This is a genomic window from Micromonospora sp. NPDC127501 (assembly GCF_040302185.1).
Classification (GTDB): domain Bacteria; phylum Actinomycetota; class Actinomycetes; order Mycobacteriales; family Micromonosporaceae; genus Micromonospora.
The window spans coordinates 262,959-277,930 of sequence record NZ_JBEORJ010000005.1; the positions used below are offsets into that span (position 1 = coordinate 262,959).

The following is a 14,972-nucleotide window of genomic DNA, read 5'->3' on the forward strand; positions in this document are numbered from 1 at the left end:
TCCCGACAAAATGGGTCATCTGCCGCAAGTGGACAACCGAAAGTGCAAGATCGCGAGGGCGAGGGCGAGGGTGGGGGCGCGGGGCGGGGGCGAGGGGCGGGGGCGGGGGCGAGGGCGCGGGGCACGGTCAGGACAGGCCGCGCTTCAGCAGTCTGGTGGGTAGGACCGTGGTGGAGGGTGGGGTGTCGTCGCCGGCCACTCGTTGGAACAGTCGCTCGGTGGCGACCCTCGCCAGCTCCCGGGTGTCGTACGCGACGACGGTCAGCGGTCGGGGCATCAGGTGGGCCAGCTCGAAGTCGTCGAAGCCGACCAGCGCGGCGTCACTGCCCCTCCGGTGCAGCTCCTGAAGTGCGCCGACGGTGAGCCGGTTGTTGGCGCAGAAGAACGCGGTGGGCGGCTCCGGAAGGTCGAGCAGCGCGGCGACCGCTCGGCCGGCCTCCTCGGGCGCGATGAGCCGCTCACGGATCAACGACTCGTCCGGCTCGACCCCGGCGGCGTCCAGCGCCGCCCGTGCCCCGGCCAGCCGCTCCCGCATCGTGGGCACGCTCGGCGCGCCGAGCAGCAGCCCCACCCGCCGGTGCCCCTCGTCGAGCAGCGCGCTCACCCCGGCGTGGCTGCCACCCCGGTTGTCCAACAGCACGGCGTCGGCTTGCAGCCCCTGCGGCGGCCGGTCCAGGAACACCACAGGCATGCCCAGCTCGACCTCGCGACGCAGGAACGAGTGGTCGAGCCCCGCCGGCACCACCAGCAGGCCGTCGACCCGGCGCTGGGTGAAGTCCTGGAGCAGGGCGCGTTCCCGCTCCGGGTCCTCCTCCGACGACGCGGTGATCAGCATGGTGCCGTGGTCGGCGGCGATCTCGGCGGCGACGCTGGCGATGGTCGCGTAGAACGGGTTGGCGATCTCCTCGATCAGCAGCCCGACGGTGGCGTTGAGCTGCCGCGAGCGCAGGTTACGAGCGATGTCGTTGCGCCGGAAGCCCAGCTCGGCGATGGCGGCCAGCACCCGGCCGACCAACTCCTGCCCCACCGGCTCGTCGTTGACGACCCGGGAGACCGTCTTCAGGCTGACATCGGCCCGCCGGGCCACGTCGACCATCGTGGGACGCCGACGCACGGTCGGCCGGGTCGGGGTCTGGGTCACGGGGTGGTCCTCCACGGCGGGCGCGGGTCAACGGTCGAGGGCGGCGAGCGCGTCGACCGCTTTTCGGGCAGCGATGAGCACCGGATCCCACACCGGCGCGTACGGCGGAGCGTAGCCCAGGTCCAGCTGCGTCATATCGTCCACCGTCATGCCGTTCCACAGCGCCACGGCCAGCGAGTCGATCCGTTTGGCCGCCTCGGACCATCCGACGATCTGCGCGCCGAGCAACCGGCCGCTGGGGCGCTCGGCGATCAGCTTGACAGTCATCGGCCGGGCACCCGGGTAGTACCCGGCCCGGTTGGTCGACTCGGCGATCACCGAGACGAACTCGAAGCCGGCGGCCGTGGCGTCGCGCTCGCGCAGACCCGTCCGACCCACCTCCAGGTCGCAGACCTTGGTCACCGCCGTGCCGATCACGCCGGTGAAGGTGGCGTACCCGCCACCGATGTTGATCCCGGCGACCCGGCCCTGCTTGTTGGCGTGCGTGCCGAGCGGCACGTGCACCGGCATCCCGCTGACCCGGTGCAGGGTCTCCACGCAGTCACCGGCCGCCCAGACCCCGGGGTGCCCGGGCACCCGCATCCGCCGGTCCACCCGGATCGCGCCGGTCGGCCCGAGGGGCAGCCCGGCCGCCTCCGCGAGCGCGGTGTTGGGGCGTACGCCCAGACCCATGACCACGACGTCGGTCGGAATCGGCCCCTCTGCGGTGACCACGGCGGACACCCGGCCGTCCCGCTCCTCCAGGCCGCTCACCGGCAGGCTGCCGCGGATCGTGATGCCGAGGCCGCGCATCGCCTCGGCGACCAGCTCGCCCATGTCGCTGTCGACCGTCGACATGGGCTGCTCGCCGGCTTCCACCAGGGTCACCGAGAGGCCGCGTTGGATGAGGGCCTCGGCGATCTCGACGCCGATGTACCCGCCGCCGACGACCACGGCCCGGCGCGGCTGCGGGTCGGCGTCCAGCCAGTCGCGTAGCGCCGCACCGTCGTCGAGGGTCTGCATGCCGAACACGCCGCCCGCGTCGGTGATCGCCCACGACGGTTTCACCGGCACCGCGCCAGTGGCGTACATCAGGTCGTCGAAGCGTTCGCGGACCTCGCCGCCGCCCTTCAGGTCCCGCGCCACCACCTCGCGGCGTTCCAGGTCGATGGCAGTGACCTCGTGGCGCATCCGGACGTCCATCGCGTACTCGGTGCGGAACGTCTCCGGGTCCCGGGCGATCAACGCCTCGGGGCCGGGCACCAGGCCGCTGATCCAGTACGGGATGCCGCACGCCGAGTAGGAGGTGAAGTGGCCCCGCTCGAAGACCACGATCTCCAGGTCGCCACGGTCACGGCGGCGTCGGGCCTGGGACGCCGCCGACATTCCGGCGGCGTCCCCGCCGATGACGATCAGCCGTTGCGCCACGGGTTCATCCTGTCACGCGGTGATCAGCCGCGGGTCTGCCGTGCGACGTCCTGCACCACGTCGGTGAGTCGACCGGTGCGCTCGAACACCGCGCGCTGCCGTGCCGCGCCGCTGCCGTGCCGGCGCAACCCACCCAGCAGGTCGGTCACCTCGGCCCAGTCGCCGTGCTGCTCCAGCGCCGGCCGCATCCGCTCCACGAACCGGTCCAACAGCTCCCACGCCGGGCGCAGCTCGCCGTTGGTGACGTCGACGGCCTCGCCTTCCAGCCCGTCATGGGCGGCCCGCCAGTGCGCGCCGACCAGCAGGTGGTGGTCGGTCTGCAACGCCGGCCGGCCGGCCTCGACATCCGCCATCGCGGTGGCCACCAGTGCCCGGACCAGTGCGGCGACCAGCACCGCGTCGTCCACCGAGGGGCAGACGTCGCCGATCCGCAGCTCCACCGTCGGGTACTTCGCCGACAGGCGGGCGTACCAGTAGAGCATTCCCTCGTCGAGCATCACCCCGCTGGAGATCAACTGGCGGATCAGCCGCTGGTAGTGCTCGTGCGACTCCAGGAACGGCGTCGGCGCCACCGACGGCCAGCGCTCCCACTCCACCGAGCGCCAACTGGCGTAGCCGGTGTCCTCGCCCCGGGAGAACGGCGAGTTGGTGGTCACCGCGTGCAGCATCGGCAGCCACGGCCGTACATGGTTGAGCACCTGCACGCCGGTGTCCGGGTCGGGCACCCCGACGTGTACGTGCATGCCGTTGTTGCCGGGGCCGGGGACGAGCAGCCGGAAGCGCTCGATCATCCGGTCGAAGCGGGGCTTGTCCACCACCGGCGGCACCGGGCCGTCCACCGGGCCGGTGCCGATGGCGAGCAGGCGTACGCCGGCCCGCTCGGCGGCGTCGGAGAGCGCCCGACGCAGGACGCCGAGGGAGTGCCGGATCGACGAGAGCTCCAGGCCGGGCGGGCTGCCGATCTCGATCTGACTGGTCTGGAACTCCCGCTCCACCTGCCCGCGAAGTTCGGCCGGCACCTGCTCCATGACCAGGTCCACGGCCGGAACCGCGGCCCCGGTGTGCGGGTCGACGAGCAGGAACTCCTCCTCGACACCCACGGTGAGCAACCCGGTCGCCGCAGCCATGTCGCTGGGCGCCTCTGCCACCTGACCGGTCATCGACATCACCCGTCCGTTCCTACCGTTCGCGGTCCGTCCGCGTTGGTCCGCCGTTGGTTACCCAACGTGGCGATGCCGGGAAACGTGGCGGCGGCGCGTCGTACTCGGGGCGGGCCGCCGGATTCGGCTGGATGACGTGACAGCGGGTCCTATGCTGAGCCCGTGCCGGTGCTGCTGGGCTATGTCGGGGTCGCGTGGATGTCCGCGTACGCCCAGCTCACAGTGCTCGCGGGCCGACCGGTCGACCTGCTGGCGGGTGCCGCGTTGACCGCACTGGTGCTGCTCGCGGTGGTGCTGGCGGCCCGGGTGCACGACCGGGCGGGCGCGCCCGGTGCCGGGCCGCGGTGGGCCGGCCTGCGGGCCCGCTCCCGAAGTCGCCGAATGCCTCGCCAGATCGACCCGGATGCGGCCGGTCGTCCTCGTCCCCGCGCCCCGGGGCACCCCTCGGCCGCGTAGCGCCTCGCCGCCACGCGGCCGATCCCGCCGTCACCGGCCCACCTCGCTGAGCGGACACCGCCCGGGGGAGGGCCTCACCGGAATCGGACCGAGGGGTTTCCCATGCTTGCCTTCGCACCACTGCACGACACTGTCGCCGCTGCCGGCAGCGCACTGTCCTGGCTCACCGAGCTGCTCGAACCACTGGCCGGCGGCGGAGCGACCGCCGCCGCCATCGTGCTCTTCACCATCGCCGTCCGCCTGCTGATCTCGCCGCTGACGGTCGCGCAGGTCCGCGGCGAGCGGCGCCGCGCGGCGCTCGCCCCACAGGTGCGTGACCTCCAGCAGCGGTACGCGGACGACCCGGCGACGCTTCAGCGCGAGGTGTTCACGTTGTACCGCGAGGCCGGCGCGAACCCGATCGCCGGCTGCCTGCCGCTGCTCATCCAGGCGCCGTTCCTGCTGGTGCTGTACCGGTTGTTCAGCACCAGTGAGGGCGGCACCGGGTTGCTGGACGAGCGGTTGGCCGGCGTGCCACTGGGTCACCATCTCAGCGACGGGCTGGCCGGTGCGGCCGGACCGCTGTTCGGCGTACTGCTGCTGGTGTTGCTGGTGGTGGCCTGGTGGTCGTCGCGGCGGGCCCGCCGGGCGTCGGCGGCGGTGGGCACGGTGGCCGGTACGCCGACCGAGGGGCCGGGGGCGGCCACGCTCGGCCGGCTGCTGCCCCTGCTGCCGTTCACGACCGTGCTGGTGGCGCTGGTGCTGCCGCTCGCCGCGGTGATCTACCTGGTGACCACGAGCGTGTGGTCGGCCCTTGAGCAGGCGGTGCTTCGGCGACCGCAGGCGACTCCAACGGCCGACGGAGATCGACGTTGACAACTGTGTTGACGGGACGTACAACTCTGAGAGAGCGCTCTCTCGATCCGTCCCCGCAGAGAGGCACGTCCATGCCACCTCCCCTGGCGGTCACCGCCGCCGCACCCGTCCGACGCCGCCTGCTGGCGTCCGTCCTGCTCGTCTCCACCACCATCGCCCTGGCCGGCGTCACGATGACCGCGCAGGCCGCCGTTCCGCCGCCGCCCGCCGGCTGGAGCACGGTCTGGAGCGACGACTTCACCGGCGCGGCCGGCACCCTGCCGTCGGCCGCCAACTGGATCATCGACACGGGGCACAACTATCCGGGCGGCCCGGCCAACTGGGGCACCGGTGAGATCCAGAACTACACCGCCAGCACCGCCAACGTGAGCCACGACGGCGGGGGCAACCTGCGGATCACGCCGCTGCGCGACGGTGGGGGAGGCTGGACCTCCGCCCGGATCGAAACCGTGCGCAGCGACTTCAAGGCCCCGGCCGGCGGCGTCCTGGCGATCGAGGGTCGGATCCAGATGCCGAACGTCACCGGTGCGGCGGCGGCCGGCTACTGGCCGGCGTTCTGGGCCCTTGGCGCGCCCTACCGGGGCAACTACCAGAACTGGCCGGGCATCGGCGAGTTCGACGTGATGGAGAACGTCAACGGCATCAACTCCGTCTGGGGCGTGCTGCACTGCGGCGTCGCCCCGGGCGGGCCCTGCAACGAGTCGAACGGCCTTGGCGCGTCCCGGGCGTGCCCGGGCGCCAGCTGCCAGTCGGCGTTCCACACGTACCGGTTCGAGTGGGACGCCTCGATCAGCCCGCAACAACTGCGCTGGTACGTCGACGGGCAGCTCTACCACACCGTCACGCAGAGTCAGGTCGGCGCGTCCGCCTGGTCGCAGATGACCTCGCACGCCGGCTACTTCCTGCTGCTCAACGTGGCGATCGGCGGTGCCTTCCCGAACGGGGTGGCCGGCAGCGGCACGCCGACCGCGGCCACCGTCCCGGGTCGACCGATGCTGGTCGACTACGTGGCCGTCTACCGCCGAGGTGGCGGGACCACGCCGCCGCCGACCACCCCGCCGCCCGGCGGCACGAGAGACGCGTACGCGCAGATCGAGGCCGAGTCGTTCAACGGGCAGAACGGGGTGTTCGTCGAGGCGTGCTCGGAGGGCGGGCAGAACATCGCCGCGCTGCGCAACGGCGACTGGGCGCGCTACGACAATGTCGAGTTCGGCTCCGGCGGGCCCCGGGACTTCGTGGCCCGGGTCGCCTCCGGCGCGGGTGGCGGTGTGAGTGGCCTCGTCGAGGTGCGGGTGGACAGCCCGACCGCGGCACCGATCGGCAGCTTCGCGATCGGCAACACCGGCGGCTGGCAGAGCTGGCGCTCGGTGCCCGGCAACGTCGGCGCGGTGACCGGCCGGCACTCCGTGTACCTGACCTTCACCAGCGGCCAGCCGAACGACTTCGTCAACGTCAACTGGTTCACCTTCCGCCGCTGAGCCGGACCCTCTTCGGCCTCCCGTCGCGCCGCCCACGCGGCGGGAGGCCCGCTCATCCGGGCAACCCCTGGACATTAACAGTTAACTGTCTTAATAATTAGCGACGACGTTGACGTCCGTGGATGCCCGTTGCCGGGCGTGGAGGGTCGCATGAAGCCTGCCAGATCCCTTGTCCTGTCCCTCGTCGCCGCCCTGGCGGCGACACTCGGCGCGGCCTGGGTGGCGCTGCCCGCGTACGCCGCCGGGGCCACCGCCAGCTTCGTCAAGACCGCCGACTGGGGCTCCGGTTGGGAGGGGAAGTACACCATCACCAACGGCGGCAGCTCGACCATCAACGGCTGGAGCCTCGCCTTCGACCTGCCGTCCGGCACCACCCTCGGCAGCTACTGGGACGCGTTGCTCAGCTCATCCGGCCAGCGGCACACCTTCACCAACCGGTCCTGGAACGGCACGATCGCCCCGGGCGCGTCGGTCTCCTTCGGCTTCCTGGCCAGCGGCTCCGGCTCACCGGGCGGCTGCCAGCTCAACGGGGCGTCCTGCGGCGGCGGCACCCCGCCCACCACGCCGCCGCCCACCACGCCCCCGCCGACGACGCCCCCGCCGACCACCCCTCCGCCGACCGACCCGCCCACCGGTGGGCTGCCGAAACACCTGCTCACCGGGTACTGGCACAACTTCGACAACCCGGCCGTCGAACTGCGGCTACGCGACGTCCCCGCCGAGTACGACCTGGTGGCGGTCGCCTTCGCCGAGGCCACCGCGACCCCCGGCGCGCTCACCTTCGGCGTCGACCCCGGGCTGGCCGCCGCGCTCGGCGGCTACACCGACGCGGACTTCACCGCCGACGTGCGCACCCTGCACAGCCGAGGCAAGCGGGTCATCCTCTCCGTCGGTGGCGAGACCGGCCGGGTCACCGTGAACAACGCCGCCTCGGCCACCGCGTTCGCCGAGACGGCAGCCGCGCTGATCGCCCGGTACGGCTTCGACGGGATCGACATCGACCTGGAGAACGGGCTCAACCCCACGTACATGGCGCAGGCGCTGCGCGCGCTGCGGGCCACTGTCGGGTCGGGGCTGATCATCGCGATGGCGCCGCAGACCATCGACATGCAGAACCCGGCCGGCGGCTACTTCAAACTGGCGCTCGACATCAAGGACATCCTCACCGTCGTCAACACCCAGTACTACAACTCCGGCGCGATGCTGGGCTGCGACCAGAACGCCGCGTACGGCCAGGGCACCGTGAACTTCATCGTCGCGTTGGCCTGCATCCAGTTGGAGGCCGGGCTGCGCCCCGACCAGGTCGGCCTCGGCCTGCCCGCCGGAGCTGGGGCGGCCGGCGGCGGCATCGTCGCGCCCAGCGTGGTGAACGCCGCCCTGGACTGCCTGGCCCGGGGCACCAACTGCGGCAGCTTCCGCCCGCCGCGCACCTACCCCGGCATCCGGGGTGCGATGACCTGGTCGGTGAACTGGGACGTCAGCAACGGCAACGGCTTCGCCAACACGGTGGGCCCGCACCTGGACACCCTGCCCTGACCATGCTCGCCGGCGCCCGTTCCGAACGCCGGCGGTAGGCGGTAGCGCGGATCAGCGACCGGCGGTCACCGACCGCCGGTCGTCGCGCTCCCGGCGGCGACGAATCTTGCGGATCGCCCAAGTGACCACCATCACGACGAAGACCGCGACGATCGCGTAGTTGAACCAGTCGCTGTAGCGCTCGACGTTCTGCCAACGGCTCCCGAGTGCGTAACCGGCCCCCACGATGAGACCGTTCCACAACCCGCTGCCGATGGTGGTGAGCAGGATGAACTCGCCCAGCGGCATCCGGTTGGCCCCGGCCGGCACGGAGACCAGGCTGCGGACCACCGGCACCACCCGGCCGATCAGCACCGCCCACCGGCCGTGCCGCTCGAACCACCGGTCGGCCTTCTCCAGATCGTCGCGATCCACCAGCGGGATGTGGTCCAGCCAGCGCTTGAGCCGCTCCTCGCCGAGCGCCGCGCCCAGCCAGTAGAGCACCAACGCGCCGACCAGCGAGCCGACCGTCGCGGCCAGCACCACCAGGAAGACGTTGAACTGACCCTCGTGGGCCAGGAAGCCAGCCATCGCCAGCACGATCTCGCTGGGGATCGGCGGAACGATGCTCTCCAGCGCCACCAGCAGCGCCACGCCGACCGGGCCCATCGCCTCGATCACCGTGGCCACCCACCCGGTCAACCCGGTGAACTCGGACGGGTCGCCACTCTGGGCGTAGGCCATGGTCGTCCTTCCGGTCGGCTGTCGGGGATCGGAGGGTCATACCCAGCCGGGCCCGGACTACACCTGCGCTCAGTGCTCCGGGTGCAGTGCGGTGTCCGCCGGCCCCTGCCGCCAGCCGGTGAACACCACAGTCAGGCCGGCGCGGGACGGCGCGCAGCAGAACGGGCCGGCGACGGCCTCGGCCGTCGGGTCCAGCGGGGCGAGGCGAACCAGTTGCCACGGCTCGTCGTCGACCCGGGCGCGGACGGTCAGCGCGTCGCCGGCCCGGCTGACCCGGACGGTCACCTCCCGGCCCGCCCACTGCGGCACCGGCCCCACCGACCAGTCGGAGAACTCCCGGGTCACCACCGCGCCGAGCTGCACCTCGCCGTCGCTGATCTCCACACCGGCCTTGGTCCAGGTCCGTTCGTCGACGCGGACGAACGCACCGGCCTGGTCGAACTGCGCCGAGAAGTCGAGCCGGAAGCTCACCTCCATGGCGGTGCCCACCGGCAGCGGTGCCAGCAGGGCCGGGCCGTTGTCGTGCACGAAGCCGTAGCTGGTGCGCCGCCAGAAGTCGCTGTCTGCGGCCGGCTCGACGACCAGCTCGCCGGCCGGGCCCTCCTCGACGCGTACCGGCGGGTGCAGCCACGAGCCCCGGGACCAGTCCAACAGTTCGCTCGGCGGTACGAGGTCGTTCTCCATGACCGGCACGGTAACCAACGCCGCCCGCCGCCCGCCGCCCGACGGACGGGTTTGCCGCGGTGATCGAACGGAGATGTTCCTTCGGCATGGGTGACCGTTGGTATTCCGAAGCCGTCGTCTACTGCCTCGACATCGACACGTACGCCGACTCCGACGGCGACGGGGTCGGTGACATCCGTGGGCTGATCGGGAGGCTGGACTACCTGGCCCGTCTTGGGGTGACCTGCCTGTGGCTGCACCCCATCCACCCGTCGCCCAACCGCGACGACGGCTACGACGCCACCGACTTCTACAACGTGGACCCGCGCTTCGGCACCCTGGGCGACTTCGCCGAGCTGCTGCACCAGGCGCAGAACCGGGGCATCCGCGTGATCATCGACCTGGTGGTCAACCACACCTCCGACGAGCACCCGTGGTTCCAATCCGCCCGCTCGTCGCCGGACTCGCCCTACCGGGACTGGTTCGTCTGGTCCGACACCGAACCGGACGACCGGCACCAGGGCATGGTCTTCCCCGGCGAGCAGGACGAGACCTGGAGCTACGACCGGACCGCCAAGGCGTGGTTCTACCACCGGTTCTACAAGTTCCAGCCGGACCTCAACTTCGCCAATCCGCAGGTCCGCGACGAGATCAAGAAGATCATGTCGTTCTGGCTCCAGCTCGGTGTCTCCGGCTTCCGGATGGACGCGGTGCCGTTCATCATCGAGCTGACCGAACCGGGCAACCCGAACTCCCCCAAGGACTTCGAGTTCCTCACCGAGATGCGCCAGCACGTCCAGTGGCGCCGCGGCGACGCCGTCCTGCTGGCCGAGGCGAACGTCGAGCCGGACCAGCTGCCGACGTTCTTCGGCGACGCCAGCGGTTCCGGCAACCGGATCCACATGCTCTTCGACTTCATGCTCAACGGTCGACTCATGCTCTCCCTGGTCCGCAAGGACCCGGAGCAGTTGATCGACGCGTTGCACGACACCCCGAAGCTGCCGGTCGGTGGGCAGTGGGCCACCTTCCTGCGCAACCACGACGAGATCGACCTGTCCCGGCTGACGACCGAACAGCGCAACCAGGTGTACGCGGAGTTCGGCCCGGACGAGAACATGCGCATCTACGACCGGGGCATCCGCCGCCGGCTCGCTCCGATGCTCGGCAACGACCGACGGCGCATCGAGCTGGCGTACGCCCTCCAGTTCTCGATGCGCGGCACGCCGGTGCTGCGCTACGGCGAAGAGATCGGGATGGGCGAGGACCTGTCGCTGCGGGGCCGGGACGCGATCCGCACCCCGATGCAGTGGTCGTACCAGCCGAATGCCGGCTTCTCCACGGCGGACCCGGAGAAGCTGGTCCGCCCGGTGATCGAGAAGGGTGAGTTCGGCTACCAGAACGTCAACGTCACCGCCCAGCGGAGCGACCCGAAGTCCCTGCTCGCCTGGTTCGAGCGCATGATCCGTACGTTGCGGGAGGCACCCGAGATCGGCTCCGGCTCGACCAGCCACATCGACGTGCCGGTGCCGCCCGGCGTGCTGACGCACCGGGCCGACGGGCCGACCGGGACGATGGTCTTCGTGCACAACCTCAGCACCGACGACGTCGAGGTGGACCTCAGCAGCCTTGAGCCGGAGGCCGACCTGCCGATCGACGTGCTCGCCGACCGTGGCTACGGAGAGTTGGGCAAGCTCGGCGCCGTGAAGGTCTCCGGCTACGGATACCGGTGGATTCGCCTATGCCGAGGGTCGGCCTGTTGAGGTTAAGCTCCTCCGATCGACCCCAAGTTACCGGGAGGTAATCATGTCGGAGGAGTCCCGCGTCGCCATCGTCACCGGAGCCGCACGCGGCATCGGCGCGGCCACCGCCCGACGGCTGGCCGCCGACGGAATGGCCGTCGCCGTGGTCGACATCGAGGAGGCGGCCACCAAGGAGACGGTGGACGCCATCGCCGGTGCCGGTGGCCGGGCGCTCGGGGTGGGCGCCGACGTGTCCGACCGGGACCAGGTCGAGGCGGCGGTGAGCCGGGTCGCCGCCGAGTTGGGCGCACCCACCGTGCTGGTCAACAACGCCGGTGTACTCCGCGACAACCTGCTGTTCAAGATGACCAACGCCGACTGGGACACGGTGATGGGGGTGCACCTGCGCGGCGCGTTCCTGTTCAGCCAGGCCGCCCAGAAGCACATGGTGGACCGGAAGTGGGGGCGGATCGTCAACCTCTCCAGCACCTCCGCGCTGGGCAACCGGGGCCAGGCGAACTACGCCGCCGCCAAGGCCGGTCTACAGGGCTTCACCAAGACGCTCGCCATCGAGCTGGGTCCGTTCGGGGTGACCGTGAACGCTGTCGCGCCCGGCTTCATCGTCACCGACATGACCGCTGCCACCGCGGCCCGCATGAAGGTCGACTTCGACGACTTCCAGAAGCACGCCGCCGCCGAGATCCCGGTCCGTCGACCGGGTCGGCCGGAGGACGTCGCGCACACCATCTCGTTCCTGGCGAGCGAGGGCGCGGGCTTCGTCTCCGGTCAGGTCATCTACGTCGCGGGCGGCCCACGGGACTGACCCGTACTCCCGACGAGGGCGCTCCGGCAGTGAGCCGGCGCCCTCGTCGCCGGGTCCGCGCCCGGTCGGCCGGGGTGCGCGGCGGGTCAGCGGGTGCGGCGGATCAGGCGGGTGCGCGGCGGGTGCGCCAGAGCCAGATCAGGCCGAGCACCGGCAGCACCAGTGGGATGTACCCGTACCCGCTGCCGAACTGCGACCAGACCGTCTCGTCCGGGAAGAGGTCCTTGTCGACCAGGCTCAGGATGCCGACCGCGACCACACCGACCAGCTCCACCGAGCAGCACGCCAGCGCGACCCGACGGCCGGTGTGCCCGGCGCGGGCCAACCCCACCGCCGCCACGATGTAGATGAGCGCGGCCACCCCGGAGAGCAGGTACGCCACCGGCGCCTCGTCGAACTTGGTGGCGAGTTGCAGACCCGCCCGACTCGTCGCCGCGATCGCGAAGAGCAGGTAGACCGCGATCAACAGCCGACCCGGGCCGGAGTTCGTACGCTGCCGAGCCGATCCTGTCTCAACCACCGAGCACCTCCCAGGTCTGCTGCAACCGGACCACCACCACCGGGGTCACCAGGCAGACCGCGCACACGATCGCCGAGCCCCAGCGGGTCGGTTCCATCCGGGCCAGCACCCAGGCCAGTGGCGGCAGGCACACCAGCGTGACCAGGTAGCCGAAGAAGGCGCCGGGCTCGCCGGGCCGATCGCCGCCGCCGACCGCGACGAGCGCCAGCACGCTCAACACCAGCAACGCCACTTCGAGTACGGCCAGACCGACGAACTGCACCCGGTCCGGCGGCCGGTGGCGTACCGCCGCCACCAGCGCCCACACCGCCACGAGCAGCGACAGCACGATCGGCACGGTCGCGACGATCCCGTCCACCGGAGAGTCGGCGCTCACGCTGGTCACCGGCACCACCCGGTCGTTGCCTCGGTCACCGGCACAGCCTACTAACCGTCGTAGTAAAGGGGTGCCCTGCCTCTCCGCGTGTGACGCGTGCCCGTCGAGGTGCCCGCAGTCCCGGTGCCCGCGCTTCTCGGGTGGGCGTCAGTCGTCTGCTTGCAGCCAGTAGACGGAGATGGCGACGAGCGGGTCCGGTCCGTCGTTCCGAATCTGGTGCGGCACCCTGCTGTCGAACGCCGCGACGTCGCCGGCCCGCAGGACGCCTGTCTGGTCGGCGAACGTCACGGTTCCGGTCCCGGACACGATGATCCACACCTCGCGAGACCGATGGACGTCGAGGTCGTTGGAGGTGTTCGGGGCAACCGACCAGCGAGCGACCTCGAACGGGGCGGGCCCCGTCGACGGAAACGGCAGCAGCGCGCGGTGCACCGGGCCGCCCTCGGTGAAGTCGTACCAGTGCTCAAACGTCGCGACACCGCTGGTGATCGCTGAATTCGTGCTCTGCATGCCGTCGAGACTGCCTCGCCCGCACCTGGTGTGTCTGGCGGCGATCGGACCTGACGCTGCCGAGAGCGGCGCAGGCGGTGCCGGCAGACCACTGGCGGACCGCTGCACCGACAGCCGGGCGGGTAGCTCGGCCACCGACCCGGAAATGAAGGTGAGCTGCTTCGATTGGTCGAACCCGCCGCCGTCATGGCCGCCCGGGCGACTAGCGTGGATCACGTCCGTGGCGTTGCCGCGGTGCGGGGAAACAGCGGAGGTACACGTGCTGCGGTTCGGCTTGTTCGGCACCGGTCACTGGGCGATCGAGACGCACGGGAAGGCGCTGCACGCACATCCCGATGCGGAGCTGGTCGGAGTGTGGGGCCGCAACCCGGAGCGGGCCTCCGCGCTGGCCGAGCGGTACGGGGTGCCCGCCTACGCCGACGTCGACGCGCTGATCGAGCAGTGCGAGGCGATCGCCGTCGCGCTGCCGCCGGACATCCAGGCCGACATCGCGGTCCGGGCAGCCCGCGCCGGTCGGCACCTGCTGCTGGACAAGCCGCTGGCGCTCAGCGTGGCCGACGCCGACCGGGTCGTGGCCGCCGCCGAGGAGTCCGGGGTCGCCTCGGTCGTCTTCTTCACCCAGCGGTTCCAGCCGAACGTGACCGCGTTCCTCGCCGCCACCGCCGCCGCCGGGGGCTGGCAGCACGGCCGGACCACCGCGTTCGCCTCGATCTTCCAGGACGGCAGCCCGTACGGCGGCTCGTTGTGGCGTCGGGAGCACGGTGCGCTCTGGGACATCGCCCCGCACGCGCTCTCGATCCTCCTGCCGGTGCTGGGCCGGGTGACGCAGGTGGCGGCGATGGACGGCCCGAGCGGGATGGTGCATCTGCTGCTCACCCACGAGGGCGGTGCCACGAGCAGCGCCTCGCTGTCCCTGGACGCCCCGACCGAGTCGATGGCCCGGGAGTTCGTCTTCTACGGCGAGAACGGCATCGAGAACGTCCCGTTCGGGGAGAACGACGCCGCCACCGCGTTCGGCGTCGCCATCGACCAGCTCGTCGAGCAGGTTCAGGCCGGCACCCGGGACCACCGCTGCGACGTCCGCTTCGGCCGCGAGGTCGTCACCATCCTCGCCGCCGCCGAAACCGCCCGCACCGAATCCCGCACCATCCAGATCCCCTGACCCCCAACCCCACCCCACCGCCCACCCGTCCAGCCCCACCCGCCAGCCCAGGTTGATCAAGAGGTTTGCGTCACGGCACACCGACAGGCATGACGCAAACTTCTTGATCACCGGGCCGGGGCGGGGCAGGCCGGGGCGGGGCTCACCGGGCCGGGTCCGGGGCTGGGCGGGTTCAGCCGGTCAGGTGGTAGTGGAGAGGGCGGCGTTCAGCTCGTCGGGGGAGTTGAACTGCTCGGGTGGTAGGGCCTGGAGCATCTGCAACATCGCCGTGCTGGCCCCGTTCTCCTGACCCCAGCGGATCAGGTCCTCCCGGGAGACCGGGTAGTCGAGCCCGGCGAGGTACTCCTGCAACTGAACCCCGGTGACGGTCATGTCGGCCGGCTACCCGCTCGCGGTGGTCGTACACCGGCTTGGTCGGGCCCA

The 14,972-nt window shown here is 71.4% G+C and carries 16 protein-coding genes; 7 read left to right on the plus strand and 9 right to left on the minus strand.

Going from position 1 to position 14,972, the window contains the following annotated elements; translation table 11 throughout:
• Positions 1–127: 127 nt before the first annotated feature.
• From ABTW72_RS13935 to ABTW72_RS13945, 3 genes are all read right to left on the minus strand, one after another.
• Positions 128–1,096 (minus strand): LacI family DNA-binding transcriptional regulator, encoded by a 969-nt coding sequence (locus ABTW72_RS13935; RefSeq protein ID WP_350858907.1) that lies wholly within the window; start codon positions 1,094–1,096, stop codon positions 128–130.
• Between the two features lie 72 nt (positions 1,097–1,168).
• Positions 1,169–2,548: an FAD-dependent oxidoreductase gene (locus ABTW72_RS13940; protein ID WP_350858409.1), complete on the minus strand. Its 1,380-nt coding sequence runs from the start codon at positions 2,546–2,548 to the stop codon at positions 1,169–1,171.
• A 23-nt stretch (positions 2,549–2,571) separates the two neighbouring features.
• Positions 2,572–3,714, minus strand: coding sequence for a carboxylate-amine ligase (locus ABTW72_RS13945; RefSeq protein ID WP_372488423.1), 1,143 nt, complete (start codon positions 3,712–3,714; stop codon positions 2,572–2,574).
• Between the two features lie 156 nt (positions 3,715–3,870).
• On the opposite strand from ABTW72_RS13945, the gene ABTW72_RS13950 reads away from it, so the two are divergent.
• The 4 genes from ABTW72_RS13950 (at position 3,871) to ABTW72_RS13965 (ending at position 8,033) form a co-directional block, all read left to right on the plus strand.
• A complete protein-coding gene (locus tag ABTW72_RS13950; protein WP_350858412.1) occupies positions 3,871–4,164 on the plus strand; it encodes a DUF6412 domain-containing protein in 294 nt (97 codons plus the stop codon).
• Between the two features lie 102 nt (positions 4,165–4,266).
• Positions 4,267–5,019 (plus strand): YidC/Oxa1 family membrane protein insertase, encoded by a 753-nt coding sequence (locus ABTW72_RS13955; protein WP_350858414.1) that lies wholly within the window; start codon positions 4,267–4,269, stop codon positions 5,017–5,019.
• Positions 5,020–5,090: 71 nt separating this feature from the next.
• Positions 5,091–6,497: a carbohydrate-binding protein gene (locus ABTW72_RS13960; RefSeq protein WP_502892197.1), complete on the plus strand. Its 1,407-nt coding sequence runs from the start codon at positions 5,091–5,093 to the stop codon at positions 6,495–6,497.
• A 150-nt stretch (positions 6,498–6,647) separates the two neighbouring features.
• Entirely contained in the window at positions 6,648–8,033 is a 1,386-nt protein-coding gene (locus ABTW72_RS13965; RefSeq protein ID WP_350858417.1) for a chitinase, read from the plus strand.
• 51 nt (positions 8,034–8,084) lie between these two features.
• Here the strand turns inward: ABTW72_RS13965 and ABTW72_RS13970 are convergent, their stop codons facing one another.
• Both ABTW72_RS13970 and ABTW72_RS13975 read right to left on the minus strand, forming a co-directional pair.
• Entirely contained in the window at positions 8,085–8,756 is a 672-nt protein-coding gene (locus ABTW72_RS13970) for a DedA family protein (RefSeq protein ID WP_350858420.1), read from the minus strand.
• Positions 8,757–8,825: 69 nt separating this feature from the next.
• The gene (locus ABTW72_RS13975; RefSeq protein WP_350858423.1) at positions 8,826–9,440 is read right to left on the minus strand and encodes a DUF1349 domain-containing protein; all 615 of its coding nucleotides are present in this window, start codon (positions 9,438–9,440) and stop codon (positions 8,826–8,828) included.
• 86 nt (positions 9,441–9,526) lie between these two features.
• Here ABTW72_RS13975 and ABTW72_RS13980 point away from each other — a divergent pair, with 86 nt between their 5' ends.
• Both ABTW72_RS13980 and fabG read left to right on the plus strand, forming a co-directional pair.
• The gene (locus ABTW72_RS13980; RefSeq protein ID WP_350858912.1) at positions 9,527–11,179 is read left to right on the plus strand and encodes an alpha-amylase family protein; all 1,653 of its coding nucleotides are present in this window, start codon (positions 9,527–9,529) and stop codon (positions 11,177–11,179) included.
• A gap of 43 nt (positions 11,180–11,222) precedes the next feature.
• The gene (gene fabG / locus ABTW72_RS13985; RefSeq protein ID WP_091405975.1) at positions 11,223–11,981 is read left to right on the plus strand and encodes a 3-oxoacyl-ACP reductase FabG; all 759 of its coding nucleotides are present in this window, start codon (positions 11,223–11,225) and stop codon (positions 11,979–11,981) included.
• Between the two features lie 103 nt (positions 11,982–12,084).
• Here fabG and ABTW72_RS13990 read toward each other — a convergent pair whose 3' ends face one another.
• The 3 genes from ABTW72_RS13990 to ABTW72_RS14000 all read right to left on the minus strand — a co-directional run bounded on the left by ABTW72_RS13990 (position 12,085) and on the right by ABTW72_RS14000 (position 13,672).
• Entirely contained in the window at positions 12,085–12,501 is a 417-nt protein-coding gene (locus tag ABTW72_RS13990; RefSeq protein ID WP_091405972.1) for a hypothetical protein, read from the minus strand.
• Positions 12,494–12,886, minus strand: a complete 393-nt coding sequence (locus ABTW72_RS13995; RefSeq protein ID WP_350858426.1) for a hypothetical protein — start codon at positions 12,884–12,886, stop codon at positions 12,494–12,496. The genes ABTW72_RS13990 and ABTW72_RS13995 overlap by 8 nt, the downstream gene beginning before the upstream one ends.
• Before the next feature lie 138 nt (positions 12,887–13,024).
• Complete coding sequence (locus ABTW72_RS14000) at positions 13,025–13,672, minus strand: cupin domain-containing protein (protein WP_350858429.1); 648 nt, start codon at positions 13,670–13,672, stop codon at positions 13,025–13,027.
• Here ABTW72_RS14000 and ABTW72_RS14005 point away from each other — a divergent pair.
• Positions 13,647–14,549 (plus strand): Gfo/Idh/MocA family protein, encoded by a 903-nt coding sequence (locus ABTW72_RS14005; protein WP_350858431.1) that lies wholly within the window; start codon positions 13,647–13,649, stop codon positions 14,547–14,549. The genes ABTW72_RS14000 and ABTW72_RS14005 overlap by 26 nt on opposite strands.
• A gap of 180 nt (positions 14,550–14,729) precedes the next feature.
• Here the strand turns inward: ABTW72_RS14005 and ABTW72_RS14010 are convergent, their stop codons facing one another.
• Positions 14,730–14,921 (minus strand): DUF2795 domain-containing protein, encoded by a 192-nt coding sequence (locus ABTW72_RS14010; protein WP_350858434.1) that lies wholly within the window; start codon positions 14,919–14,921, stop codon positions 14,730–14,732.
• Between the last annotated feature and the right edge of the window lie 51 nt (positions 14,922–14,972).

Excerpts from the sequence above, each read along its gene's own strand:
- ABTW72_RS13935 (WP_350858907.1), bottom strand. The coding sequence starts at position 1,096 with ATGGTCGACGTGGCCCGGCGGGCCGATGTCAGCCTGAAGACGGTCTCC.
- fabG (WP_091405975.1), top strand. The coding sequence starts at position 11,223 with ATGTCGGAGGAGTCCCGCGTCGCCATCGTCACCGGAGCCGCACGCGGC.
- ABTW72_RS13945 (WP_372488423.1), bottom strand. The coding sequence starts at position 3,714 with ATGTCGATGACCGGTCAGGTGGCAGAGGCGCCCAGCGACATGGCTGCG.
- ABTW72_RS13975 (WP_350858423.1), bottom strand. The coding sequence starts at position 9,440 with ATGGAGAACGACCTCGTACCGCCGAGCGAACTGTTGGACTGGTCCCGG.
- ABTW72_RS13960 (WP_502892197.1), top strand. The coding sequence starts at position 5,091 with ATGCCACCTCCCCTGGCGGTCACCGCCGCCGCACCCGTCCGACGCCGC.
- ABTW72_RS14010 (WP_350858434.1), bottom strand. The coding sequence starts at position 14,921 with ATGACCGTCACCGGGGTTCAGTTGCAGGAGTACCTCGCCGGGCTCGAC.
- ABTW72_RS13980 (WP_350858912.1), top strand. The coding sequence starts at position 9,527 with ATGGGTGACCGTTGGTATTCCGAAGCCGTCGTCTACTGCCTCGACATC.
- ABTW72_RS13965 (WP_350858417.1), top strand. The coding sequence starts at position 6,648 with ATGAAGCCTGCCAGATCCCTTGTCCTGTCCCTCGTCGCCGCCCTGGCG.
- ABTW72_RS13970 (WP_350858420.1), bottom strand. The coding sequence starts at position 8,756 with ATGGCCTACGCCCAGAGTGGCGACCCGTCCGAGTTCACCGGGTTGACC.
- ABTW72_RS13955 (WP_350858414.1), top strand. The coding sequence starts at position 4,267 with ATGCTTGCCTTCGCACCACTGCACGACACTGTCGCCGCTGCCGGCAGC.